20 protein-coding genes are annotated in these 24742 nt (G+C 68.2%); 2 read left to right on the top strand and 18 right to left on the bottom strand.

Annotated features, from left to right (window positions below):
* Positions 1–55: 55 nt before the first annotated feature.
* The 9 genes from AC1C2T_RS10740 to AC1C2T_RS10700 form a co-directional block, all read right to left on the bottom strand.
* Positions 56–652 (bottom strand): FHA domain-containing protein, encoded by a 597-nt coding sequence (locus AC1C2T_RS10740; protein WP_495385252.1) that lies wholly within the window; start codon positions 650–652, stop codon positions 56–58.
* Positions 649–2991: a transglutaminase-like domain-containing protein gene (locus AC1C2T_RS10735; RefSeq protein WP_495385251.1), complete on the bottom strand. Its 2343-nt coding sequence runs from the start codon at positions 2989–2991 to the stop codon at positions 649–651. The genes AC1C2T_RS10740 and AC1C2T_RS10735 overlap by 4 nt, the downstream gene beginning before the upstream one ends.
* Complete coding sequence (locus tag AC1C2T_RS10730) at positions 2988–4310, bottom strand: DUF58 domain-containing protein (RefSeq protein ID WP_495385250.1); 1323 nt, start codon at positions 4308–4310, stop codon at positions 2988–2990. Before AC1C2T_RS10730 ends, AC1C2T_RS10735 begins: the two co-directional genes overlap by 4 nt.
* Positions 4307–5278, bottom strand: coding sequence for an AAA family ATPase (locus AC1C2T_RS10725; RefSeq protein ID WP_495362535.1), 972 nt, complete (start codon positions 5276–5278; stop codon positions 4307–4309). Before AC1C2T_RS10725 ends, AC1C2T_RS10730 begins: the two co-directional genes overlap by 4 nt.
* Before the next feature lie 12 nt (positions 5279–5290).
* Positions 5291–11170 carry an Ig-like domain-containing protein gene (locus AC1C2T_RS10720; protein ID WP_495385249.1) on the bottom strand — a complete coding sequence of 1960 codons (5880 nt, stop codon included), beginning with the start codon at positions 11168–11170 and terminating at the stop codon, positions 5291–5293.
* Entirely contained in the window at positions 11167–12597 is a 1431-nt protein-coding gene (locus AC1C2T_RS10715) for a serine/threonine-protein kinase (RefSeq protein WP_495385248.1), read from the bottom strand. The genes AC1C2T_RS10720 and AC1C2T_RS10715 overlap by 4 nt, the downstream gene beginning before the upstream one ends.
* A gap of 130 nt (positions 12598–12727) precedes the next feature.
* On the bottom strand, positions 12728–13555 hold the full coding sequence (locus AC1C2T_RS10710) for a PP2C family protein-serine/threonine phosphatase (protein WP_495362532.1): 828 nt from the start codon (positions 13553–13555) through the stop codon (positions 12728–12730).
* 25 nt (positions 13556–13580) lie between these two features.
* Positions 13581–14678 (bottom strand): FHA domain-containing protein, encoded by a 1098-nt coding sequence (locus AC1C2T_RS10705; RefSeq protein ID WP_495385247.1) that lies wholly within the window; start codon positions 14676–14678, stop codon positions 13581–13583.
* Between the two features lie 115 nt (positions 14679–14793).
* On the bottom strand, positions 14794–15936 hold the full coding sequence (locus AC1C2T_RS10700) for a DUF4192 family protein (RefSeq protein ID WP_495385246.1): 1143 nt from the start codon (positions 15934–15936) through the stop codon (positions 14794–14796).
* 210 nt (positions 15937–16146) lie between these two features.
* Between AC1C2T_RS10700 and AC1C2T_RS10695 the strand changes: the two genes are divergently transcribed.
* Positions 16147–16638 (top strand): methylated-DNA--[protein]-cysteine S-methyltransferase, encoded by a 492-nt coding sequence (locus AC1C2T_RS10695; RefSeq protein WP_495362529.1) that lies wholly within the window; start codon positions 16147–16149, stop codon positions 16636–16638.
* A 5-nt stretch (positions 16639–16643) separates the two neighbouring features.
* On the top strand, positions 16644–17234 hold the full coding sequence (locus AC1C2T_RS10690; protein ID WP_495385416.1) for a DNA-3-methyladenine glycosylase I: 591 nt from the start codon (positions 16644–16646) through the stop codon (positions 17232–17234).
* Positions 17235–17291: 57 nt separating this feature from the next.
* Here AC1C2T_RS10690 and AC1C2T_RS10685 read toward each other — a convergent pair whose 3' ends face one another.
* The 9 genes from AC1C2T_RS10685 to atpE form a co-directional block, all read right to left on the bottom strand.
* Positions 17292–18062, bottom strand: coding sequence for a YaaA family protein (locus AC1C2T_RS10685; RefSeq protein ID WP_495385245.1), 771 nt, complete (start codon positions 18060–18062; stop codon positions 17292–17294).
* A complete protein-coding gene (locus tag AC1C2T_RS10680) occupies positions 18062–18634 on the bottom strand; it encodes a P-loop nucleotide/nucleoside kinase family protein (RefSeq protein WP_495362527.1) in 573 nt (190 codons plus the stop codon). Before AC1C2T_RS10680 ends, AC1C2T_RS10685 begins: the two co-directional genes overlap by 1 nt.
* Before the next feature lie 9 nt (positions 18635–18643).
* Positions 18644–18904 carry a F0F1 ATP synthase subunit epsilon gene (locus tag AC1C2T_RS10675; RefSeq protein WP_495362526.1) on the bottom strand — a complete coding sequence of 87 codons (261 nt, stop codon included), beginning with the start codon at positions 18902–18904 and terminating at the stop codon, positions 18644–18646.
* Between the two features lie 2 nt (positions 18905–18906).
* Positions 18907–20370 carry a F0F1 ATP synthase subunit beta gene (gene atpD / locus AC1C2T_RS10670; protein WP_495362525.1) on the bottom strand — a complete coding sequence of 488 codons (1464 nt, stop codon included), beginning with the start codon at positions 20368–20370 and terminating at the stop codon, positions 18907–18909.
* A gap of 23 nt (positions 20371–20393) precedes the next feature.
* Entirely contained in the window at positions 20394–21296 is a 903-nt protein-coding gene (locus AC1C2T_RS10665) for a F0F1 ATP synthase subunit gamma (RefSeq protein WP_495362524.1), read from the bottom strand.
* Between the two features lie 93 nt (positions 21297–21389).
* Positions 21390–23030 carry a F0F1 ATP synthase subunit alpha gene (gene atpA, locus AC1C2T_RS10660; protein ID WP_495362523.1) on the bottom strand — a complete coding sequence of 547 codons (1641 nt, stop codon included), beginning with the start codon at positions 23028–23030 and terminating at the stop codon, positions 21390–21392.
* A 76-nt stretch (positions 23031–23106) separates the two neighbouring features.
* Positions 23107–23901 (bottom strand): F0F1 ATP synthase subunit delta, encoded by a 795-nt coding sequence (locus AC1C2T_RS10655; RefSeq protein ID WP_495362522.1) that lies wholly within the window; start codon positions 23899–23901, stop codon positions 23107–23109.
* Positions 23902–23904: 3 nt separating this feature from the next.
* Positions 23905–24456 carry a F0F1 ATP synthase subunit B gene (locus tag AC1C2T_RS10650; RefSeq protein ID WP_495362755.1) on the bottom strand — a complete coding sequence of 184 codons (552 nt, stop codon included), beginning with the start codon at positions 24454–24456 and terminating at the stop codon, positions 23905–23907.
* A 43-nt stretch (positions 24457–24499) separates the two neighbouring features.
* Positions 24500–24733: an ATP synthase F0 subunit C gene (atpE, locus tag AC1C2T_RS10645; protein WP_022888426.1), complete on the bottom strand. Its 234-nt coding sequence runs from the start codon at positions 24731–24733 to the stop codon at positions 24500–24502.
* Between the last annotated feature and the right edge of the window lie 9 nt (positions 24734–24742).

Raw genomic sequence — 24742 nt, 5'->3', positions numbered from 1 at the left:
GCACGAAGCCGAAGGACGAACACCTGTGGAGGATGGGTCGCACTGCGGAAACGGCTCAGGACACCGCGAAGGACTGCTCGGCCAACTCGACCCGGCTGCCCCGCGGAACGAGGTAGCGTCGACCGGGCTCGCACCGAACCGCACCGTCGTCGCCTCGGCGCACGACGGTGCCGTTGCCCGAGAACCGGTCGGCGATCCAGAGGGTGTTGTCGTGCTCGCCGAACTCCAGATGCGTCTTCGACACCGAGAGAGAACGATCCGCGATCTGCACCAGATGGTCGAATACCTCACCGGGCTGGGGAATCGGCCGGCGACCGATCAGACCGGAACCGAACACGGTGCACGTCTCGCCGGTACTGAAGGTCAGCACGAACCTCGCCAGTGCCGCGACGGGCGCTGCCGCCGCAGCCGCCGCCGCCGGGGCACCGAACTGGGCATCAATCGCCCCGATCTCCGTCGCAGCCCGGAAGCCCTCCACCGGAATGCTGATCACGCCGCTGCCCCGCCGCACCGGCCGCTCGATCACCGTCGTGTCGCCCGGCCGCGGGTCGGGTCGACGCCTCGACTCGGGCGTCGCACTCGTGGAACTGCCGCATTCGCCGCAGAACATCGCCCCGACGGGGAGCTCTGCCCCGCAGATCAGACACGTCACGACCGAGCTCCTCTCCGCGTCACAGCGTACCCGCCGAGCGAGGTGAGCGAGACCGCAGCACGCAGCCGCTCGCGCAGGGAACGAGGCGCACCCAGCCGTTGCTGCAGCTCGTCGACCGATTCCCAGACTCGCAGGTCGTCACCATCGGCTGGACCGTCGGGCGCGAACACCGCCCGGTCGACGGCCGAAGCGAGCACGAGCGGAGCGAGCCCCCCGACCGTCGCCGCCTGCTCGGCGCGCGTCGCAGTCGGACGGATCGCGTACCCGTAGTCGGAGGCCGTGTCGGCGAACTCCTGCCACCCGCCCTCGATGCGTTCGACGGAGTTCGGGGCACGCCGCCGCAACCTTCGCCGACGCAGCTTGGCCACGATGATGGCGAGGAAGGGGCTGGCGATCACGGCGAGCCCGCCCAGCACCACACCGGCGATGCCGAGCACGCGGAGAAGGACCTCCACCCAGGCTTCGGCGTCGTCATCGGGTTCGTCCGGAGGCGCCTCGGGGTCGGACGTGAGTTCATCGACGGGTGTGCGATCCGCCGGCGGCGGCAGCGCCGACTGCGGTCGTGACACGATCGTCGGCTGATCGGGCTCACGCTCGGGAATCTCCCTCGGTACCGGGTTCGGGTCGACCGCGACCCATGCGCCGTCGGCACGCTGCACCTCGATCCACGCCTGCTTGTCGGCGCTCGCGAATCTCGTGACACCATCGGGCACGGCCTCCGCCTCCGCTTCGGCCTCCGCAGTCGCATCCCCCGATGCATCCGCCGCATCACCCTGTCTCGGCAGGAAGCCAACGACCACCCGCGCGGGGAACCCGATGCTGCGCGCCATGAGCGCCGCCGCCACCGCGTACTGCTCGCCGTCGCCCACCATCGGTCGCTCCGTCGCGAGTTCGGCGAGGCGATCGAGAGAATGCCCCGACCTGCTCGGCGGCTCCTCGTCGGTCAGACCGTGGCTGACGTAGCCGTCGCGGTGGAAGCCCTCGATGAGCGCGCGCAGCCGCTCGCCCTGCGTGTCGGATGCCGGCGCCCACTCGTCGAGTAGAAGGGCCAGCTTCTCGGGCAGCTCGGGCGCGCCGGGCAGCACACTCGTGCCGGGTTGCAGTGCGGCGAGGTCGGCCGGATCGACGGGAACCACCGAGATCGCGGTGTATCGATCACCAGCCCGCAGGCCCGTTTGCACCGCCCCGGTGCTCGTCACCTCGTTGTAGAAGAACGACTCGGTGAGGGTCTCGGTGCGAGGACCGCCGAAGGTGATGCGCTCGAGTCGGCCCACGCCGGGCACCCATACCTCCGAGTAACCCGCCACCTCCACCTCGAGGCGCGTGGTGTCACCGGGCGCGCCCGACTGATCGAGGCGATACGGCACCCGGGTGAACCTGCCGGAGGCGGACGCCCCTTCGGCTCCTCCCACTGAGTAGACGATTCCGTCATAGGTGTCGAGGGTCGCCATCCGCACACCGGCACCCTCGGCAAGACCGCGGACGTCGATCATCGTCTGCTCGGCGACATCCTCAGCGAATGCGACGCGGAATCCTGCGAGTGGGCTGTCGTGCTCGCGAGGCTCGAAGGGCGGCTGCAGTTCAGCGCGCACGACGTTGCGTGGCGGCACAGGTAGGGCGACGGATGCCGCGGTGGCACCAACGAGGGCGATGGCCACCAGTGCCGACGCACCGAGCACCCGACGTGCGTCGGTCAGAGCCGCTTCGACGCGGCGACCGCTCGTCAGCGCACGCCGGTTGGCGATGGCGACCCGCACGAGCCACGCCACCGCGGTGATGAGGAAGCCGAGCCCGGCCTCGACGGCGAAGGCCGTGTGCACGACTCCGAGGGCGATGCCCGCGACGAGAAGCAAGGCCGGCGGGAGAGCCGCAGCCGCAGGCCACCGGCTTCGCAGCGCAATCGAGACCGCAGCCGTCGCCATCGTGAGGGTCAGGAGGAACGGCGGCACCAGGAGGGCCTGATAGGAGCCGACCGGAACCGAGATCGTCACGAGCTGTTTCCACGAGAGGGCGGCGCCGGCCAGAAGCTCGACGAGACCGGCCGGGGTCGGCAGCACCCCGGCGATCGCGCGACCGGGCACCGCGGCGGGCACACCGAGCACGACGAATGTGCCGAAGACGGCGAGCACGACGATCCAGGCGGGCAGTCGGAACCGCGCACCGACCACTCCGATGGTCGCACCGGCGAGGATTCCGACGCCTGCTGCGATGACCAGAGCGCTGCTCTCGTAGATCGGCCACCACGGCACCATGGCCGCAACGAGCATGGCCACCACGAGCACGACCGACACCAGCGTGGGGGCGATGCGGGTCGCGCCGGCCGGCGTTCGCGCGTTCATGCGACCGACGCCGATCTGGCGAGCATGGCGCGTAGGTCTTCGAGGTACCCGATGCCGAACACGGTGAGACCGGCGATGGCCCGCGCGCTCGCATCGCCTTCGGGCGAGCACTGCACGGCGATCGTCTCCACCTCGGGCGGCAATCGCGTCGCAGCCGCCCGAAGCGGGGCGATGCCGCGTGCCGTCCCGGTCACGAGGAAGGCGAGCGAGACACCGGCGAGCGACTCCGCCGCGGCGCGCGCGACATCGGGGAGCATCACGGCATCCGGGTCGGTCTCGACGAGGCAGAGCGAATCGAGCAGCCGATCACGGGAGACGGTCGGCAGCTCCCGCATGGCATTCCGCCGCGCATCCATGCCACGAGCCCGACCCGAGACGACGAACGAGACAGTGCGGGCATCGCGGATCGCCCGGGCGCCGACGGATGCCGCGGCGCTGACGGCGAGCTCGAACTCGGCATCGTCGGCGTACGCGCCGGGGTCGAGGTCGAGCAGGATCATGAGTCGGCTGCGCCGGGTCTCCTCGAACTGGCGCACCATGAAGGTGCCGGTCTTGGCCGAACTGCGCCAGTGGATGAATCGCCGATCGTCGCCCGGCACGTACTCCCGAAGCGCGTGGAAGGCGATGTCGCTGGCCGTGAGGTCGCGAGTCGGCGACCCCTCGAGATCGCGGATGAATCCGGTGCTGAGCGCCGCGATCGGCACGGTGCGCGGGTGCACGTGCAACTCGGCCGTCTCGGACCACACGAACTCACGCCGCATGAGACCGATCGGGTCGGCGCGCACGGTGCGTGCCGGCCCGACGGCGACCACGCCACGCCGCTCGGTCGGAATGCGGAACTGCTCGTCGAACGCGCCGCCGCGAGGCAGTCCGGGCAGCACACGCTCGACGACGCGGCGCCCGACCGGCAGCTCGAGCTGCACCCCGCCGAAACGCCGTCGGCCGGGATTCGCCGCGATCAGTCGCGCTTCGGCGGGTTCGCCGACGACAACGCGCGGCGCCGGCAGGACAAGCCGGATGGTTCCCGCCCCGCGACCGACGAGCCAGACGGATGCCGCGATGATGAGCACCACGAGTCCCCACCCGAGCGCGATGAGTTCGAGCCAGCCCCAGCCGTATCCCAGTCCGAGCACCAGAACGGCCGCGGTGATCACGGCCCACCCGAGCGGGGTCACAACGCCCTGCACGGCATGGGCTGCCCGCGTGATCGCGGCGCCTGCTGTGCGGGCGGCTACGACGACGCGCCCGATGACGACCGCGAGCAGGCCATCTTTCTTGGCTTCCTCGGGGATCGTGGTGCGGGTCTGGGTGAGCGTCACACCGCCTGCCTGGTCGAGGGCGGCGGCGTCTCGATCAGCACTTGCGCGATCATGTTCGAGGCGGTGACGCCGTCGAACTCCGCCTCGGGGTCGAGGATCAGCCGATGTGCGAGCACCGGTTCGGCGAGTGCCTTCACGTCGTCGGGCACGACGTAGTGCCGACCGCGGCCGGCTGCGTGGGTCTTGGCGGCACGGATGAGTGCGAGTGCCCCGCGAACGCTGACTCCGAGCCGCACCTCGCGAGCGGTTCGAGTGGCTTCGACGAGCCGGGAGACATAGTCGTGGATGGTCGGATCGACGTAGACGGTGCGTGCGACCGCAGCCATTTCGACGACCTCCTCCGAAGCGAGCTGGGAGTCGACGCGCTGCTCGTGCGCCCGGCGGTCGGCGCCTTCGAGGATGCGGATCGTCGAGGCGTGGTCGGGATAGCCGATGGAGGTGCGCATCAGGAAGCGGTCGAGTTGTGCTTCGGGCAGCCGATAGGTTCCCGCCTGTTCGACGGGGTTCTGCGTCGCGATCACCATGAACGGATGTCCCACAGGGTGCGTTTGCCCGTCGACGGTCACCTGCCCCTCCTCCATGACCTCGAGGAGGGCCGATTGCGTCTTGGGGCTCGCACGGTTGATCTCGTCGGCGAGGACGATACTGGCGAAAATCGGCCCGGGGTGGAACTCGAAGACCCCCGATCGCTGGTCGTACACAGTCACGCCGGTGATGTCGCCTGGGAGCAGGTCGGGTGTGAACTGCACGCGATTGCTCGTGCCGTCGATGGACTGCGCCATCGCCCGTGCGAGCGAGGTCTTGCCAGTGCCGGGCACGTCGTCGAGCAGCAGGTGCCCTTCGCTGAGGAATGCGGTGAACGCGAGGCGGATGACCCGGTTCTTGCCGAGCAGCACTTCCTCGACCGCACCGACGAGTCGGTCGAGCGTCGCGGCGAACCGCGTCGCCTCCTCGGGGGTCATGGTCATGTGGGCTCCTTCTCAGCGATTCCAGTAGCGAACACTCACGCCCGCGATCTCAACATCCAACCAGACCCGATCGCCCGGCTTCGCGTCGGGGATCTGGCAACTCGTCCCCGTCTGCGCGCCGTGGCCGCTGCCATCGCCGTCGACGCCGCATCGGAAGGCGACGGGCAGGCCGGAATTCTGGGGTGCCGAAGTCCAGGACCACGTCTTCACGTTGTCCCAGATTCGGCTCGGCAGCGCGAACGTGAGCGACGGACTGGCATCGGGGGGCAGAACGGCCGACCACGGTCCGCAACTGCCCCACAGCGAACAGGCCTGCACCTGGAAGCGCACCTTCTCACCGAACGGTCGCGCGAAGAGATCGCGCGCCCATCCCGAACCGCTGAACTCCCTCAGCGTGCCTGGGATCTGCGCACCGTTGCCGTCGACGGCGACGATCTTGTACTGCCACGCATCGGGTGCGACATCGTTGATGTACCGGTCCCAGACATCGGCGGTGCGCATCTGCATCCGGCTATCGACGCCCTGGATACCGCCCGGTGCCGGGCGTACCACGACGCCCGCGACCTCGGTGTTCACGCACGCGGCTCTGTTGTACCCCCAGACGAGGAACGAGTAGCGCGTGGACTCGGCAGCGGTGCCCGCGAACTGGAGGCTCGTGGTCTCGGGGCCGACGTGCACGACGTCGGCGACCGTGCCGCCGCTCGACGGGGCGACGACCGAACCTGGCGCCGGGCTCGTCACCGAACAGGCCTGGGCGCCGCCCGGTACGCCGGACGCACCGTCGACGAGTCGCTCCACGAAATAGCCGCCGATGGCGTCGCCGTTGCCGGCGAACGGCGCCCACGAGACGGTGACCGTGCCCGCGGCGGCATCGCCGTTGACCGAGATTCCCCCGGCGACCGGTGCGCCGAAGGGCGTGCCGCTGCCACCGGCTTCGGTCCAGACTGCGAGCGCGGGATACGCCTGGTTTCGGGCGCTGACGGCGATCGGCACCTGGCTGCCGTTCTCGAGCGGTTGCGACTCGATGGAGCAGAGTGTCGCCGTGCAGGCAGTGCCCGCCGACACCTCGTTCGAGACACCCGCGACGGTCACGACATAGGACTCGACGGCGCTACCTGCCCCGGTTGTGACGGGCGACCATTCGACCAGGAGTCGGCCGTCGCGCGGCAACGCGCGCAGTCCGCTGGGCGGCGGCGGGATGACATCGGACCAGATCGGTCCGGGTGCCTCGACCGGATCGGAGAGTCCGATCGCGTTCCTCGCCTGCACACGCACGAAGACGGCGTTGCCCTGTCCATTGCCGAGCGTCGCCACCGTGCACGTTGTCGCCTCGCACGTCGAGGTGCGCAACACCTCTCGAGTGCTCGCGTCGAGGAGCGCGATCTCATATCCCGTGATCGGCGAATTGTTGAACGCACCGGCACCGAACGCGACATCGAGGCTGCCGTCGCCGAACCCGGTGACCTGCGCACCGGTGACGGGGTCGGGGCGGTCTTGCACGGAGATGGTGACCCTTCCCCAGGCGTAGCGACTGGGATCGTCGGTGGCGTCGGCGACCTGGTACTGCACGGTGGAGTTCACCGGTGGCGCGTCGGAGTCGACGGTCACGCTCAGAGTCGAGCGGTCCTCGCTCGGCTCGATCGAAACGCCGGCGGGCAGGTCGTCGGCATCGAGCCCGCGCACCCCGACGACCCTGAGCGGCACATCTGGGAACGGGTTCGTGGCCCCGTCGTTGGCGAGAACGTCGATCGAGGTCGTCTTTCCGCGGGCGGCGATCGCGTTGTCTGGTGAGGGCTGGGCGATGGGCTTCGTCGATGGCACGACCCGCAAGTCGATGCGCCCCGGCTTGCCATCGCCGGAGTCGTCTCCCACCCCGACCGCGACTGCCGCACGGGTGCCCTTCACTGTGGCCGACTCTGCCAGGATCGTGAGCTCGTCGCCGTCGAGTGAGAAGCGGAAGCCCTCCACGGGCGGTGGGAGCACGCGATAGACGAGCTCGTCGACCGCTTCGGGGTAGGGATAGTTCGTGAGTTTCACGAGCTCGATCGTCTTCGATTGGCCCGGCTCGAAGTCGATGACTCCGCCGGTGAACGCCGGCGGTTGGTTCTCGGTCGGCAGTACCGTGATCGGAATCACGATCGTGCCGGTACGCGCCGAAGGATCGGTCGCGGACTCGCCGTCGGTCACGGTGAAGGAAAGCGATGCCGGTCCGAAGTACCCCTCTTCACTGCGGTAGCGAAGCGTGCGCTGGTCGATGACGAGATCGGACCCGTCGCTGTGCGAGGCGCGAACCGTCGCGGCATCCGTGAGTTTGACCGGTCGACCCGAGGCTGCGATCACGTAGTCGTCGAGGTCGAGGGTGATCTCCCGGCCACTCACAACGCGCACGACCGGGGCGTCAGTGCGGAGTTGCGGGAGCGCGTCGTCGCGGCCGGGCACCCAGATGAACGCGTAGGCGATGATGGCTGGGTCTTCGGGGTGCGCGACGGAGAACGGGATGATGCGGCGGCGGTCCTCGACCTGCACGCGGATCGTGCCGTCACGACGCACCTCGGCGCCGCGGTCGTAGCCGTCGACGAGTCCGACCGTGAGTTCGGACGCGTCGCCGTCGGCGAGGAAGGCGTTGCGGAGCACGGGAACATCGATGCGATCTTCGCCCAGGATGTCGCTGAGCGTGAGGACGGTATCGGAGGCCTCGGGTCGGGCCAATGGCGCATCTTCGCGCGCCTCGACCTTGAGGAAGCTCTTGGCTTCGCCGAGATGCTCGTTCTCGATCGTGTAGATGAATCCGTATTCGTTCTCCCCCGGCGGGATCTCGACCTCGACGCGATCGTCGACGACTGTCGCCGTCGCCCCTTCGGTCATCGGCTCGATACCGCGGAGTGTGAGTGTGCTGCCGTCGGGGTCCGAATCGTTCTCCATCACCCGCACCGAGATCGTGCGGTCTGGTCGCACGACCACGGTGTCCTCGACGGCGATGGGGGTGCGAGCTCCATCGAGACGCGGAGCGATGCCGACACGCACGATGCCGGTGGCTCGAGCGCCGAGTGCGTCGACGACGGCGTAGTGGAACTCATCGGTACCCGCCGAGTACTCCCCCGCCTGGTATTCGAGCCAGTCGCCGCCCCGCGCGCTCACGTTGCCGCGCTCGGGGTTGGACTCCTGCCCGAGCAGTTGCACGCTGTCGCCGTCGGGGTCGGCACCACCGAGCGGGATCGGGATGCGGACGGTCTCACCCGCGAGCACCCGAGAGGTCACCGTCACCGGCACCGGCGCCGCGTTCGTCTCGGGATCTGCCGCGCGCACCGAGATCTGCACGTTCGCCGTGGCGAACTGACCGTCGGGTCCGGTGACGCGGTAGACAGCCACGAACTCGCCGGGGGCGTCGGGGGCGAAATAACGCAGGCGGTCGCCGTCGACGAAGAGGAGGCCCGCCTCCGGTGCGGTCACGAGCGCCGGGTCGAGAGTGAGCGGGAGAGCGTCGGGGTGCTCGTCATTGGCGAGCACTCCGATGTCGACGACGTCGCCCGTGCGGGCAGCGATCGTGTCGGGGACCGCCACCGGCGGCTGGGTGCGTTCGGGGTCGGGCATCTGGACGAGGGTCACCTCGCCCTCGGCTTCTGCCAGGCCGTTGCTGACGCGATAGCCGAAGACGGTGCTCCCCGCTTCGAGTGGCCGCGTGAGCGTCACGCGCAGGATCCGGTGCTCGATGACCTCGATCTGCACCCCTGCCTCTGCAGCGGGCTCGCCCAGTCCGGTCACGATGAGCACGCCGCCGGTCGGGTCGATGTCGGTGGCGAGCACGTCGACATCGACCGGTTGCTGGACGCGGAGGAATGCGGTGTGCGGCACCGTGATCGGAGTGGTGTCGCGCTCGGGCGGTGCAGAGACGTCGACGCGGACACGCCCAGTGGTCGTTTCGAGTCCGTCGGTCACGGTGTACTCGAGGTAGTGGGTTCGCACCACCTCACTGGTGAACCGGAAGGTGCCGCCGTCGTAGTCGGGAGGCATCTGCGCATCGGGCTTGGCGGGCACCGCGCTCAAACGAATGACACCCGAACCGCCGCGCACATGCCGGAGCGGGTCGATGCGGATCTCCTGACCGGCGGTGGCAAGGGCGACGAACGGGTCGGCGATGAGCGGAACAGCGCCAGGCGCGCGGACGCCGATGCCGAGTGCGCCGATCGACTCGTCGCGTCCGTCGGAGACGAAGAGCGAGACAGCACGCTCGGCGCCCACCCCACCCTTCTCATCGAACACGACGACGCCGTCTGCCGTCGACGAGAACGAATCCGGCGCGTCGGCGAGGGCCTGCCGAAGGAAGAACGGATCGCCGTCGGGGTCGACCCAATCGCCGAGCACAGCAGTGGTCACTCGTCCGCCGGCCTCGACCAGCGCTCGTGTCGGACGCTGTTGAATCGGGGGCGAGTTCTCGTCGGCGTCGCGCACCGTCACGCGCACAGTCCCGCTCGCCGTGCCGCCAAGGCCGTCACCGGCTGTGTAGCCGAACGCGATGACACCGGATGCCTCGCCGTCGAGCGTGAGCTGCAGCTGCTGGTTGTCGGCGATGAGGTCGAGCTTCGCACCGGTCGGCAGCTCTCCGTCGACCGTGTCGATGACCAAGACGTCACCGTTGGCGTCGTAGTCGTTCAGGAGCACTGGCAGCAGCGTCGCCCGCCCAGGGCGCGCGCCGAATTCGTCGTCGGCGACGACGGGTGGCACCGGGCTCTTCTCGATCGTCGGCGGCGTGTCGGGGTCGTTCTGCTCGACGGTCTCGTCGTCGCGTTCGATCTCCAGCAGATCGTCCCAGTTGTCGATGAGCCCGTAGTCGTCACCGGCGGCCCAGGTCTTGCCGCTGCGGCGATCGTTGAGCGCGAGTGCGCCACCGTTGGCGAGGAAGAAGTAGTCGCCGGTCGCCGCCGCCGACGGCAGCTCGATGGTTCGATCGCCGGATGCGCCGCACGAGCGCCAGGCGCTGCCGAGGCCCCACGCCGCATGGAGGCATCCGTCGTGCACGACGGGCGCGGCGGGCAACCCGGATCGACCATCTACCCGCACCTTCGGACCTTCGCCGTCGAGGCCGACGGTGACGAGGCCGCTTCGGGTGGCGATCGCCACTTCGTCCCCGCTGCTCGAGGGCGTCTGCAGCACCGGTTCGTCTCGCGGTTGGATGAAGTCGGTCAGATCGGTGGTGCCTCCGTCGAGGTGCAACTGGCGGGCTTCGAGATCGAGTACCGCCCAGCGGTCGCCGACCGAGGTGATCTGCACGTCGGGGTCGCCGACGATCGGTTCGATCTGCCATCTGGTCACTACGGTCTCGGCCTCGGCCGCGTCGACCCTCGCGACCACACCGGTCGACGGCGTGTATGCGAAGAGCGTCCCTTCGGCGTCGACCGAGGTGACCGAACCTTCACCGAAGGCGAGCATCGGCTCGGCGTCTGCGTCGAACTGCTCGAATTCCGAGATCGGCGCCGACCAGACAGCGCCCCCGGCGGAGACGATCACGCGTGCACCGGCCAGGGCGAGTGAAACGTCGTCGGGTGGCACAGCGACCGTCTTGGTCAGGCTCGAGGTGGTCGCATCGATGATGCCCACGGTCGCCCGCTCGGGATCCAGCACGAGCACTGTGGATCCCTGTTGCACGATCTCTGCGCCGGCGGACCCGGTCTCGACCACCGAGTTCAGTTCGAGCACAGCTGTGTTGGCTCGCCCGACGGACTGGAGGCGGTCGCTCGCCACCCAGACGGCGGCATCGCCGAGATCGACGCGCTGGGCCGCGTACCCACCGGAAGCGATGGCGACTCCCGCGACGAGGGCGACGACCGCAGTGGTCGTCACTGCGGTGATGACCGCGGACCGCGGTCGTGCGAGGCGCGGCAGGCGCAGCATCATGCCCCCTCGTCGACGCCGACGCCGACGCTGACTTCGACGCAACGTTCGGCGCTCGGCCGGCCCGACTTGCCGTCGCGGGTGACCGTGACGCTCGCGCAGACCCGGTCGCCTTCGGCCGCGGGCACGGTGAGACGGGACTCGCGCTGCACCGGCGATGCCTTGCCGTCGACGGTGACGATGTAGGCGTCACCGCTCTGGATGCCGGGGTCGTTCCACGAGAACGTCACGGTGTCGGTTTCGGCAACGCCCTGGACGTCGGCGACCACCGGAATCGAGCGGGCCCCCTGGATCACGGCGTACGCACCGGCGCCGACGAGTGCGATGAGGAGCGCGGAGACGATCGAGATACCCCATGCCAGCCGCCGGGTCGTCGGTTGGGCGGCGCGGGCACGGCTGCTGCTGGCTTCGTGCGGGCGTGAATCCGCACTGCGTTGCGCTGAACCGTGCGCGGTGTCGGTGGAGCGTCGTCGTCGTCGCCCTCCCTTGTCGTCGACGCTGTGGCTTCCGCTGATGCGGGTGCGTTCGTCGAGGTCGACGGCGGTCGCAAGCGCCCAATCGTCCATTGCGACTTCGAGCGGGGTCTGGGCGAGCCCGAGTTCCTCCTCGACGGCTTGGAGATCGCGAATGAACTCGAGGGCGCTCGCCTGACGGCCTGACGGCTTGCGAGACATCGATCGTGCCAGCACCGACTCGAGGCTCTTCGGCACATCGATACGACCAGTCGGCGCGAGTTTCGCCTTGTCGATACGCGCCATGAGCGCACCGGAGCCGTTGTCATCGTCTGGGACCTCGAACGGGCTGCGGCCTGCGAGCAGCGAGTACACGGTGGCCCCGAGCGACCACACTTCGCTTGCCACGGCGCCCGACACCTCGTCATGGAGCACTTCGGGCGCCGACCACGGGATCGACAGACCGACGGTGTCACTGGCTTCTGCCTGGCCGAGCGTCGCAGCGATGCCGAAGTCGGAGAGCACCGGATGGCCGTACGCCGTCGTGAGGATGTTGGAGGGCTTGATATCGCGGTGCAGCACGCCCTGCCGGTGGGCGGTCTCGACGGCACTCGCGATGCGCACGCCGACCGCGAGCACCTCGGCGATCGGCAGTTGCACAGAGCGGTAGCGCTGCCCGAGCGACGCGGAGCAGTACTCCATCACGAGGTACGGGCGGCCGTCGGCCGCGACGCTCGCCTGGTAGACCGTGAGAATCGACGGATGCGAGGAGAGCTGGGCCATGAGGTTCGCCTCGGCCTGGAACATCTGGCGCAGCTCATCGTTCACGACCTCGGCGAGGAGCACCTTCACAGCGACGAGGCGCCTCGGCATGTTCTGTTCGTAGAGGAAGACATCGGCGAACCCGCCCGAGCCGAGCACGCGGATGAACGCGAATCCGGGCAGATTCGGCGGTGTGGACGGCAGTCGACGCGACACGATCCTCCTGCCTGCTCGGGTCGATGGATCGCCGCCCGGTTGCCGGCGGCGCCCGGTGCCCCCATTGTATTGCGGTAAGGATGCCGCGGCAGCGGCTCTGCACAGGGCTGCTGCCGGCCCGTGGCATCCGTCAGGCGTACTCTGCTTCGCCGTCGACGGGGCGTTGCACCCCCGGCGGCCGCACCACCTTCAGCACGTCGACGATGATGGCGGTCACATTGTCGCGGCCCCCGTTGCCGAGCGCAGCTTCGAGCAGCTGCCTGGCGGCCTTCTCGGGCTTGGGATTGGCGACGAGGAAGTGGCGGATGCCGTACGAGGTGAGCTCTTTCGTGAGGCCGTCCGAGCAGATCAGCAGGCGCATGCCGGGTTCGACTGCGATCGCTCGATAGTCGGGGATCGGCGCCTCGTGGAATCCGACGGCGCGGGTGATCACATTGGAGTGCGGATGCGTGTCGGCCTCGTCGCGGGTGATCTGTCCGGCGTCGACGAGCTCCTGCACGATCGAGTGATCGACCGTGAGCTGCTCGAGCACGCCTCCGACCAGTCGGTAGACGCGGGAGTCGCCGATGTTGAACACGATCCATGCGGGTTCGTCGGAGATCGTCCCGAGAGCGACGCCGGTGACCGTGGTGCCGCTGCCCTCGTCGGTGACGCCTGTGCCGCGCCCCATGTCTTGCACGGCGAGCCGCAGCGCCTGGTCGATCTCGGGCGTGCCGACGAGCGTCTTGCCGCCATGCTCGGCGAGGCGGGTGACCACCGCGGCGCTCGCGAAATCACCGGCTGCGTGGCCGCCCATGCCGTCGGCCACTGCGAAGATCGGCGCCTGAGCGATGAAGCTGTCTTCATTGACCTCGCGTCGCAGGCCGGTGTCGGTGACGGCGGCCCATGCGAGAGTGATCTCGGTGCCGTCGGGCAGGGAGACTCGATGGCGGGCGTTGCCATTGCCGATCTGCGTCACCTGTGAAGCCTGCTGTCTGTTCGGGTCATGTGCCGGGAGAACCCTGGGCGGAGAGGATCTCGATGATCGTACCGTCTCCGAGGTCGAGGATGGTGCCCGGAACCACCACGATCGATTCTCCGGCACGCAGCCGACGCCCACCCGACGGCGTGCGAAGAATCGTTCCGTTCGTGGATCGCAGGTCGGTGGCGATGAGACGCGTACCGACGAGTCGCAGTTCGAGATGCGTGCCCGACACGACTTCGCCGGGCGACTCGACCGTGACGAGCTCGGGCGGTGCGCCCGAGGCCGGGATGCGCGGTGGCAGTGGTCGACGCCCGATCAGCACCGGAGCAGTCACCATCGACGGCGCCCCATGGCCGATTCGGAACCGGGGGCTGCTCGCCCCTCGGGGCGGCACCATCGGCTGTGAGGAATCGTCGGGCGCGCGGCCGGGTGGCGCGACGGTTCTGCCGGGGTGCGGCATCATTCCGGGCGCATCGGTCTGCGCCGCGCGGCTCGCTCCTGGAGTGAGAACCGTATCGGCCGCGGCCTCGTGCCGGCCCGACTCGGCGAGGTGCGGCGCGAGGATCGTATCCGCGTCGAACCAAACGTCGCGCCCGGCGGCATCCGCCGCTCCGTGCGGTGACGCCGACGCCGGAGATGCCGGAGACGACCACTCGATCGCCGATGCTCTGAGGCTCGCCCGCGCATGCACGACCGGATCGGTAGCGACACCGACATGATCGAGTGCCGAACCGGCATCCGTGATGCGAAGTGCGACGACGTCGTCGAATTCGGCGAGGTGCCAGGGCCGGATACCGCGCGCATCGAAGCGCCGACTGCCGCCCGGGGAGGCGAGGTCTACGACCGCATCGCCGCGCACCACCGCGGTCACGCTCGTGATCGAACGCTCATCCCACCAGACGACGCCGAACGACTCGATCGGCTCGACGCGACCCGATGGGATCAGGCCGACGAGCACCTCGAGCCGGAGTTCGAGCTCGCTCGCCACTTCGGCGAGCGCGATCAGCACTCGTTCGGGCGCGGGCGCAGCGAGAGCTGCGATGAACCGGTCACCGACGATCACATCCCACGCGGGCGCGCCGGCCGTCGCTGAACTCGAGACGCCTCCTGCGACCATGCCGAACAGTCTGGCACCGTGGAGCACGAGGCACGAGCTGTTTTGGATGGCTCGCGCATCGTCGGCGTCATGGAGAGGATGCCGCGGCGTCTGCCCCGCCTGCCGGTCGGCAGGTTCATCGGGCGTTGAACGCCCATTCAGGCAACGCGCCACTGCCGATGTGGGCCGCGAGAAGGCCCGCCATCGAGTGGCCCGGTTCCATCTCGAGCGCACGATCGATGAACGCACCGGCCGCCGAGCCGCGACCGAGCGACCAGGCGAGCCAGGCTGCGATGCAGAGCGGCCCGATCCTGTGGGTCGCCGGAGCGTTCGCGATCAATGGACGCAGCACCGCGAGCGCTCGCTCGACTCGCCGCGAATCCGGACGGAGGCTCGACTGCCCGAGCAGGAGTCGGGAGAGCATCTCGCTGATCTCGCCGGTGACGCCGACGGCCATCTCTCGAATCACGAGGCTCTCGACGCTCTCATCGAGCGCCTCGGCGCGATCGGCCGTTGCCATCGCGTCGTCGTACGCCGCCTCGCCGACCACCACGCCGAACGCGCACTGCAGCATCATCGCGTCGCGGAGCGCGGGCAGAGATGCGAGGTGCAGGAACCAGGCGAGGCGGATCGTGGGCTGCACCGCGTCTCGAGCGACGAACGACTCGACGAGCGTGACGGGATCGCTGTTGCCACCGAGGCGGAGGAGTGAGTCACCTCGCGCCTCGCCTGCGAACCCGGCGAGTGCGGCGGCGAGCGCCGCCGCTGCGGCCGGATCGGCTTCGGGCAGCTCACCGGACTCGCCTGCCGAAGCCAGCACCCTCGTCTCCGGCGGGGTCAGTCGCGTTACGGGACTCTCGTCGATCAGCGCGAGCGGATGCCCCGTCGCGGGTGTCGCGGCGTCGAACAGCGACCCCCATGCATCCGCCGCCCTGCACAGCGCATCGCGAACACCGAACCCCGCCTGCTCGGCGCGCTTGGCGATCATGCCGAGGAGCGCACGCTCGGGCAGGCCACGTGCGGCGTCGAAGCGCGCGTCGGTGTAGACGATGGGCACGATCGCATCGACGCCGCTCATGCGGCACAACGTGCCGACGACCGCCGCGACGAGCGGCGCACGGTCGCGGGCGCGCCCTGGCAGGTCGTAGCGCAGCAGACCGGTCGTGCGATTGCCGGCGAACGCAACGCACACGAGGGAGCGTTCAGGCCGGAACCCGGCGAGCGACGGAACGAGGGCGAGGAAGTCATGCGCCGCTTCGGCGCGGATGATGGTCGTCATGCGACGAGCGTGACGCCGAGTCCATGTCCGATGGATCGCCGACGGCAACCCGTGGAGGTTCGCCGCGAACCGGCGCTTGTGGAGGCGGAGTCGATGCGCGAGCGCGGCACGGACCCCTCACTCCTCCTCAACAGGCACGTGGGAGCGCCGAGCACGTGCAATGTCCGATTTCCGCGAGCCACTGTCGGATGCCGCGACTATTCTCGAACCATGACCAACGTGTTCCTCATCCGCCTCAGCAGCCCGATCGGGCGCATCGAACTCGTCGCCGACGACGAGGCCATCACGAGTCTCTCCATCGAGAGCGGCGGCGTGCTCCCCCACGACGCCCTCGCCGAGCGCCCGAACGCCGTGCTCGAGCAGGCGCGCGATCAACTCGCCGAATATTTCGCCGGCCGACGCCTCGACTTCGATATTCCGGTGCGTCTGCGCGGCACCCCGTTCCAGCAGGCCGTCTGGGCCGCACTCGAACGACTCCAGTGGGGCGAGGCCACCTCGTACGGCGCACTCGCCGCTGCGGTCGGTCGCCCCGGGGCGGCGCGTGCCATCGGCGGTGCGGTCGGAGCCAACCCGGTTCCCATCATCGTCGGTTGCCATCGAGTGCTCGCATCCGACGGCCGAATCACCGGGTACTCGGGTGGTGGGGGGGTGCCGACGAAGCTCTGGCTGCTCGGCCATGAGCAGATCGGGTTCGCCGCGTGAGCGTCATTCCCCGCGCCGAGATCATCGTCGGCGACGATGGCCTGGCCAGATGCGGTTGGGGTGCGACCGACCCCGAATACCGTCGATATCACGACGAGGAGTGGGGCACACCGCAGCACGATCCCGTGCGGCTCTTCGAGAAGGTCTGCCTCGAGGGGTTCCAGGCAGGCCTGTCCTGGATCACGATCCTGCGTCGTCGTCCCGCGTTCCGCGAGGTATTCCACGGCTTCGACGCAGTGCAGGTCGCAGCAATGGGCGACGCCGACGTCGCGCGGTTGCTCGACGACGAACGGATCATCCGGCATCGCGGCAAGATCGAGGCGACGATCCAGAATGCGCGGGCCACGCTCGAGCTCGAGGTGCCGATCGACGAGTTGCTGTGGAGTTTCGCGCCGGCACCTCGTGCCGCTGCGCCGACCTCGTTCGCCGAAGTGCCGGCCACGACTCCCGAATCGGTGGCCATGAGCAAAGAGCTGCGTCGGCAGGGGTTCCGTTTCGTCGGCCCCACCACCATGTACGCGCTCATGCAAGCCGCGGGCATGGTCGACGATCATCTCTCCGGTTGCCACCGATCGGCCCAGACCGCGGCGGCCTGACTCGATTCGCCGCCGACGAGTCGACTGAGTCCATTGCCCTCGCACGCGCGAAGTGCGTCAGGCGACGAGTTCGAGCTCTTGCAGGCCCAGCGCACGTTGCGGGCCGAGCGAGAGCTGGAACCCTGCGTCGTGTGCCCAATCGATCAGCTCATCGAGAGATGAGACCTGCGGCCGCGACATAAGCACGGCCCGAGTGAAGCGCCCCTTCGCACGTTTGTTGAAATGGTTCAGGGCGCGGCTCCGGCCCGAACCGTCGACGGCGATGACGCGCACGAACGCGGAGTTTCCGCGCACCGGCGCCGGGCCGAGTTCGGCATACGCCTCCGAGCGAAGATCGAGGAGAACGCCGTGATCGGCACCGGCATCAGCAGTGAGCAGTGCCGAGATCGGCGCCCGCCAGAGCTGCTTCAGGCGCATGCGGGGCAGCCTTGAATCATGCGAGAAGCGATACGCCGGAATCTCGTCGAGGCCGCCGAGGAGACCGAACAGGGCGGAGTGCACGATGAGGTGATCGGCCGCGAACAAACGGGCCCCCGCATCGAGTGTCGGCGCGTCGAGCGCGTCGAAGAGCACGCCGGTGTACCGATCGATCGCCGGCATCGTCGGCGACTCGAACAGTGTCCGGTTGCGTTCGACCTCGTGAGCTTGGCGCGGTCCGAGCTTCAGTACGCGCATCGTGGCCGCAGGGTCGCGGGCGAGCGCACCAACGGCGGTCGCCAGCTCGGTGCGCACCGGATTGAGCGCTTCGAACGAGAGCCGCTCCAGGTCGAGCGGAATCTCGAGGCCGCCGTCACGTTTCGTTTCGGACGGCGGAAGGAGCAGCCGCACTACGAACCGATGAAGGCGAGCGCTGCGTCGACGTTCGATCCGAGCGACTCGATACTGTCGATCGTCACGCGTGCCAGCGCCGACGACGGTCCAGTCCACGCCTCATAGCCCTCGAGGCTCTGTTCAACGGCCCGCCAAGTGGTCTCTTCGAGGTGCGGGAGCTTGCGCTCACGCTTCTCGAGCCGGCTGCGGTGCAGCGACTCATCGGAGCACACGACCTCGATCACCCGCAGCCGCACCTCCGCACGCTCAGCGAGGTCGCGCCACTGCAGGCGCGCAGCTTCGGCCGCGTTCACAGCGTCGACGATCACCGTGCGACCGGAGTCGAGCTCCTTCTCGGCGATCTCCTCGGCCACGAGGTACGCGGCAAGTCCCGTTGGTTGATCTGCGTCGATGCCGGCGCGCAGGATTGCCGACTCGATCGGGTCGACGGACACGACCGTGGCGCCGAGGCGGGCGCCGATGATCTCGCCGATCGTCGACTTCCCGGCACCCGGCAGCCCGGCCATCACGATGAGTTGGGTGACACTCAGGTCACCGAACTGGCGGTCGATCGGCTGCTCCCCCTGCATCCGCGGCTCCTAGGTGAGTTCTGCCCGAGAAGCGACGAGCTGAACGACGTTCGCCTGCACTGAGAGGAACCCGTCCTCCGCGCTCGCGGTGATCTTCTCACCGCCGGGCAGGGTGACACGCACCTCGCCACCAGCGAGGATCGCGAGCATCGGCTCATGACCGGGCAGAATGCCGATCTCACCTTCGACCGTGCGTGCCACCACCATGGTCGCCTCGCCCGACCAGACTTGCTGGTCGGCCGAGACGACACTCACGTTGAGGGCGGCCATGCTCAGCCGTTCTCCTTCTGAATCTGAGCCCACTTCTCTTCGACGTCGGTGATGCCACCGACGTTGAAGAAGGCCTGCTCGGCGACGTGGTCGAACTCGCCCTTGGCGATCGCGTCGAACGACTCGATCGTGTCCTTGAGTGGCACCGTCGAGCCTTCGACGTTCGTGAACTTCTTCGCCATGTAGGTGTTCTGCGAGAGGAACTGCTGGATACGGCGCGCACGCGACACCGTGATCTTGTCTTCTTCGGAGAGCTCGTCGACACCGAGGATGGCGATGATCTCCTGCAGCTCCTTGTTCTTCTGGAGGATCTGCTTGACCGTCGTGGCGACGCGGTAGTGGTCTTCGCCCAGGTAACGGGGGTCGAGGATGCGCGACGTCGACGTCAGCGGGTCGACGGCCGGGTAGAGACCCTTCGACGCGATCTCACGCGAGAGCTCGGTCGTCGCGTCGAGGTGCGCGAAGGTCGTCGCCGGGGCCGGGTCGGTGTAGTCGTCGGCCGGCACGTAGATCGCCTGCAGCGAGGTGATCGAGTGACCGCGGGTCGACGTGATGCGCTCCTGGAGCACACCCATCTCGTCGGCGAGGTTCGGCTGGTAGCCCACCGCGGACGGCATACGCCCGAGCAACGTCGAAACCTCGGAACCGGCCTGCGTGAAGCGGAAGATGTTGTCGATGAAGAGCAGAACGTCTTGCTTCTGCACATCGCGGAAGTACTCGGCCATCGTCAGAGCCGAGAGGGCGACGCGAAGACGCGTTCCCGGCGGCTCGTCCATCTGGCCGAAGACGAGGGCCGTCTTGTCGAAGACGCCCGCCTCCTCCATCTCGTGGATGAGGTCGTTGCCCTCACGCGTGCGCTCGCCGACACCGGCGAACACCGAGACGCCACCGTGGTTCTGCGCGACGCGCTGGATCATCTCCTGGATGAGGACCGTCTTGCCGACGCCCGCACCGCCGAAGAGGCCGATCTTTCCGCCGAGCACATAAGGCGTGAGCAGGTCGATGACCTTGATGCCAGTCTCGAACAGCTGAGTCTTGGACTCGAGCTGGTCGAATGCCGGCGGCTTGCGGTGGATCGGCCAGCGCTCGGTGATCTCGATCTGCTCGCCGGGCGCACCGTTGAGGATCTCGCCGGTGACGTTGAAGACCTTGCCCTTGGTGACATCGCCGACCGGCACCGAGATCGGTGCGCCCGTGTCGGTGACATCCTGGCCGCGCACGATACCGTCGGTGGGCTTCAGGGCGATCGCACGCACGACATCGTCACCGAGGTGCTGTGCGACCTCGAGCGTCAGCACCGTCGTGGTGTCGCCGATCGTGATCTCGGTCTTCAGCGCGTTGTAGATCGCCGGGATCGAGTCGTGCGGGAACTCGATGTCGACGACGGGGCCCGTGACCCGGGCGACGCGGCCGACGGCGCCGGCCACAGGCGCGGCCGCGGCCGAGGCGGTAGCGGTGTCAGTCATGTGTTCTCTCTCTTCGTAAGGGGCTACTTGGCGGACGACAGTGCGTCAGCGCCGCCCACGATCTCGGAAATCTGCTGTGTGATCTCGGACTGGCGCGCGTTGTTCGCAAGGCGCGTGTAGTCCGTGATGAGCTTGTCGGCGTTGTCGGAAGCCGACTTCATCGCCTTCTGCGTCGCGGCGTGCTTCGCGGCCGACGACTGCAGCATCGCGTTGTAGATGCGGCTCTCGATGTAGACCGGGAGCAAGCCGTCGAGCACCGTCTCGGCGTCGGGCTCGAACTCGTACAACGGGAATACCTCGTGCTTGGCATCAGGCACCTCTTCACTCTCAACGACCTCGAGGGGAAGCAGACGAGTGACGACGGGCACCTGGCTGATGCGGCTCACGAACCGGTTGTAGACGATGTGGATCTCGTCGACGCCGCCGTCGGAGGAGTCCCGCAGGAACGCCTCGAGCACGGCATCGCCGATCTCCCTCGCCGTGTCGAAGTTGGGGCTGTCGGTGCCACCGACCCAGCTGCGCTCGAACGAGCGGCGGCGGAACTTGAAGTATCCGACTGACTTGCGTCCGACGAGGAAGTACTCCACCTCTTTGCCCTGGCTCTTCAGCAGCTCGGTGAGTTCTTCGGACTCACGCAGCACCTGCGAGTTGAACGCGCCTGCGAGGCCGCGGTCGGACGTGAAGATCACGATCGCCGCGCGGTCGATGCGCTCTGGCTCGGTCGTCAGCACGTGCGCGACGTTCGAGTAACTCGCGACCGCTGACACCGCCCGGGTGATCGCCGTCGAGTACGGCTCCGACGCCGCGACACGCGCCTGGGCCTTCTGGATCCGCGAGGCGGAGATCAGCTCCATCGCCCGTGTGATCTTCTTGGTCGTCTGGGCAGACTTGATCTTCTGCCGGTAGACCCGAAGCTGCGCTCCCATGTTTCTCCTGTGTCCTGTCTTCCTGGTACTGAGGCTCTCGACGCGACCCCGTGAGGTCAGTTCCCTTCGAGAGCCTCAGGGAACTTGGAATGACTAACGGCGACCCTTGACGATCTTCTCCTGCACGACCTCTTCGGCAGCGATCGCTTCGAACTGCTCGGAACCCACCGAGGCGAGCGGCTTGCCCTCACCAGTCTGGAACTCGAGCTTGAATGCGTCGACGGATGCCTCGAGCTCAGCGACGATCTCGTCGGAGAGCTTGTTCGTCTCGCGCAGCGAGTTCAGCACCTCGCTGTTCCGGGCGAGGTAATCGTGCAGCTCGCTCTCGAAACGCAGGATGTCTTCGACCGGAACCTCGTCGAGCTTGCCCTTGGTACCGGCCCAGATCGAGACGACCTGCTTCTCGACCGACATCGGCGAATACTGGGGCTGCTTGAGGAGCTCGGTGAGGCGGGCACCGCGGGCCAGCTGACGCCGGCTGGCCGCGTCGAGGTCGGACGCGAACATCGCGAACGCCTCGAGCGAGCGGTACTGCGCGAGCTCGAGCTTCAGCGTGCCCGAGACTGTCTTGATCGACTTGACCTGCGCGTCGCCACCGACTCGGGAGACCGAGATGCCGACGTCGACTGCCGGGCGCTGGTTCGAGTTGAACAGGTCGGACTGGAGGAAGATCTGGCCGTCGGTGATCGAGATCACGTTCGTGGGGATGTACGCCGAGACGTCGTTCGCCTTGGTCTCGATGATCGGGAGGCCCGTCATCGAGCCGGCGCCGAGCTCGTCGGAGAGCTTCGCGCAACGCTCGAGCAGCCGAGAGTGCAGGTAGAAGACGTCACCGGGGTATGCCTCGCGTCCCGGCGGGCGGCGCAGCAGCAGTGACACGGCGCGGTAGGCCTCGGCCTGCTTCGACAGGTCATCGAAGATGATGAGCACGTGCTTGGAGTCGTACATCCAGTGCTGGCCGATGGCCGAGCCGGTGTACGGCGCGAGGTACTTGAAGCCGGCGGGGTCCGAAGCGGGAGCGGCGACGATCGTCGTGTACTCCATGGCGCCGGCGTCTTCGAGCGCACCCCTCACGCCCGCGATCGTCGAGCCCTTCTGGCCGATCGCGACATAGATGCAGCGCACCTGCTTGTTGACGTCGCCCGACTCCCAGTTGGCCTTCTGGTTGATGATCGTGTCGATCGCGATGGCCGTCTTGCCGGTCTGGCGGTCGCCGATGATGAGCTGACGCTGCCCGCGGCCGACGGGGATCATGGCGTCGATGGCCTTGATGCCCGTTTGCAGCGGCTCGTGCACCGACTTGCGCTGCATGACGCCGGGCGCCTGCAGCTCGAGGGCACGACGGCCCTCGATGCCGGTGATCTCGCCGAGACCGTCGATCGGGTTGCCGAGCGGGTCGACGACACGGCCGAGGTACCCCTCGCCGACGGGGACAGAGAGGACCTCGCCTGTGCGGGTCACCTCCATGCCCTCTTCGATGCCGGTGAACTCGCCGAGCACGACGACGCCGATCTCGTCTTCATCGAGGTTCAGCGCGAGGCCGAGCGTGCCATCAGCGAAGCGGATGAGCTCGTTCGCCATCACCGAGGGCAGGCCCTCGACGTGCGCGATGCCGTCGGCTGCGTCGGTCACGTACCCGACCTCGGTCTTCTGCGTCTGGCCGGGTTCGTACGACGAGACGAACTCCGAGAGAGCCGAACGGATCTCTTCGGGGCTGATGGTGAGTTCTGCCATTGTCTTTTCCCTTTTCTGTACCGGTTGTACAGCTACTGGTGTGTCGCGGCGCGGACGCCGGTCGTATCAACCGGCGTCAGCCGGCAAGCTTCTGCCGCAGCGAACTGAGGCGGGAGGCGACGCTGCCGTCGATGACGTCGTCGCCGATCTGCACGCGGACCCCGCCGAGCACGGCGGGATCGACGATGATGTCGAAGCGGACACGACGGCCCGCCTGTACAGCGAGGCCCTGCTCGAGCCGGCCCAGTTGGGCGGCGCTGAGCTGGACCGCGGTCGTGACCGTCGCGATGTCGAATCCGCGCTGGTCGGCGACGACGGATGCCCCGTGGCGGAGCAGTTCGCCGATGCGGCGGCCGCGGGGCTGCTGCACGAGGTGCGCCACGATCGCTACCGTCTGCGGCGATGCCTTGCCGACGAGGAGGCGATCGACGATCTTCGTCTTTGCCGCGGGATCGCCGAGCTTCGACCCGAGCGCGAGCTCGAGTTCCGCATCGGTGGCGACTGCGCGCTCGAACGCGAACAGCTCGGCGTCGATCTCGACGCCGTCGGGAGCCGAATCCGCTGCGACGCGGATTCCGAGCTCTTCGATGCCGGCGAGGAAGTCGTCTCCGGAGGACCACCGGCGTGACGCCGCGCTCACCAGGAGCGAGGCTGCTTCGGCCGGGATACGAGAGCCGAAGATCGTCTCGACGAGCGCACGCTTCTGTGCAGTGTCGGCCTCGGGGTCGATGAGTGCCGTGCGCAGATGCGCGGACTCCCCGATCACCCGGCCGGCGGCGAGAAGCGCCTCGGCGACCGGCAGCTCTGCGCGACCGAGTTCGGCCAGCGCAGCCCGCGATGCGTCGAGAGCTCCTCTTGTAGCGCTACCCATGGACTACTTCTTCCCTCCGGCGGCGGCCTCGGAGGCCTCCAGGTCGGCGAGGAACCGGTCGACGACCGCAGTCGCCTTCGCGTCGTCGGAGAGCGACTCGCCGATGACACCCGATGCGAGGTCGATGGCGAGCGTGCCCACCTCGGAGCGCAGCGAGACGAGAGCCGACTGGCGCTCGGCCTCGATCTGCGCCTGTGCGCTCGCGGTGACGCGCGCGGCCTCGACGGTCGCGGCGTCTTTCGCTTCGGCGACGATCTTCTTGCCATCGTCGCGAGCGGTCTCACGGATGCGACCTGCCTCGGTGCGCGCGTCGGCGAGCTGGGCGGTGTACTCCTCGAGAGCCGCCTCGGCCTTGCGCTGCGCCTCGTCGGCCTTCGCAATGTTGCCCTCGATCGCCTCGCCGCGCTCGTCGAGCAGCTTCTGCACGCGCGGCAGCACGTACTTCCAGAAGAAGATGAGGATGATGACGAAGCAGACCGACGACCAGATGATGTCGTAAGGCTCCGGGAGCACCGGGCTACGGCCCGACTCACCACTCTCGGTTGCAGCGCTCAATACTGCATGAAGCACGTTGGCCTCCTCAGTTGGGGCGAGTGGATCAGACGAAGATGAAGTAGGTCGCGATGCCGATGAATGCGAGCGCCTCGGTGAAGGCGATACCGATCCACATCAGCACCTGGAGGCGGCCGGCCAGCTCTGGCTGGCGAGCGACGCCCTCGATCGTCTTGCCGACGACGATGCCGACGCCGATTGCCGGGCCGATCGCCGCGAGGCCGTAGCCGACCGTTGCGATGTTGCCGTTGATCTCAGCGAGAACGGTGGTTGCGTCCACGTTGGGTTT

The sequence above is a fragment of the Agromyces sp. Y558 genome, assembly GCF_059445415.1.
This window is presented reverse-complemented; position numbering and strand designations above follow the sequence as displayed.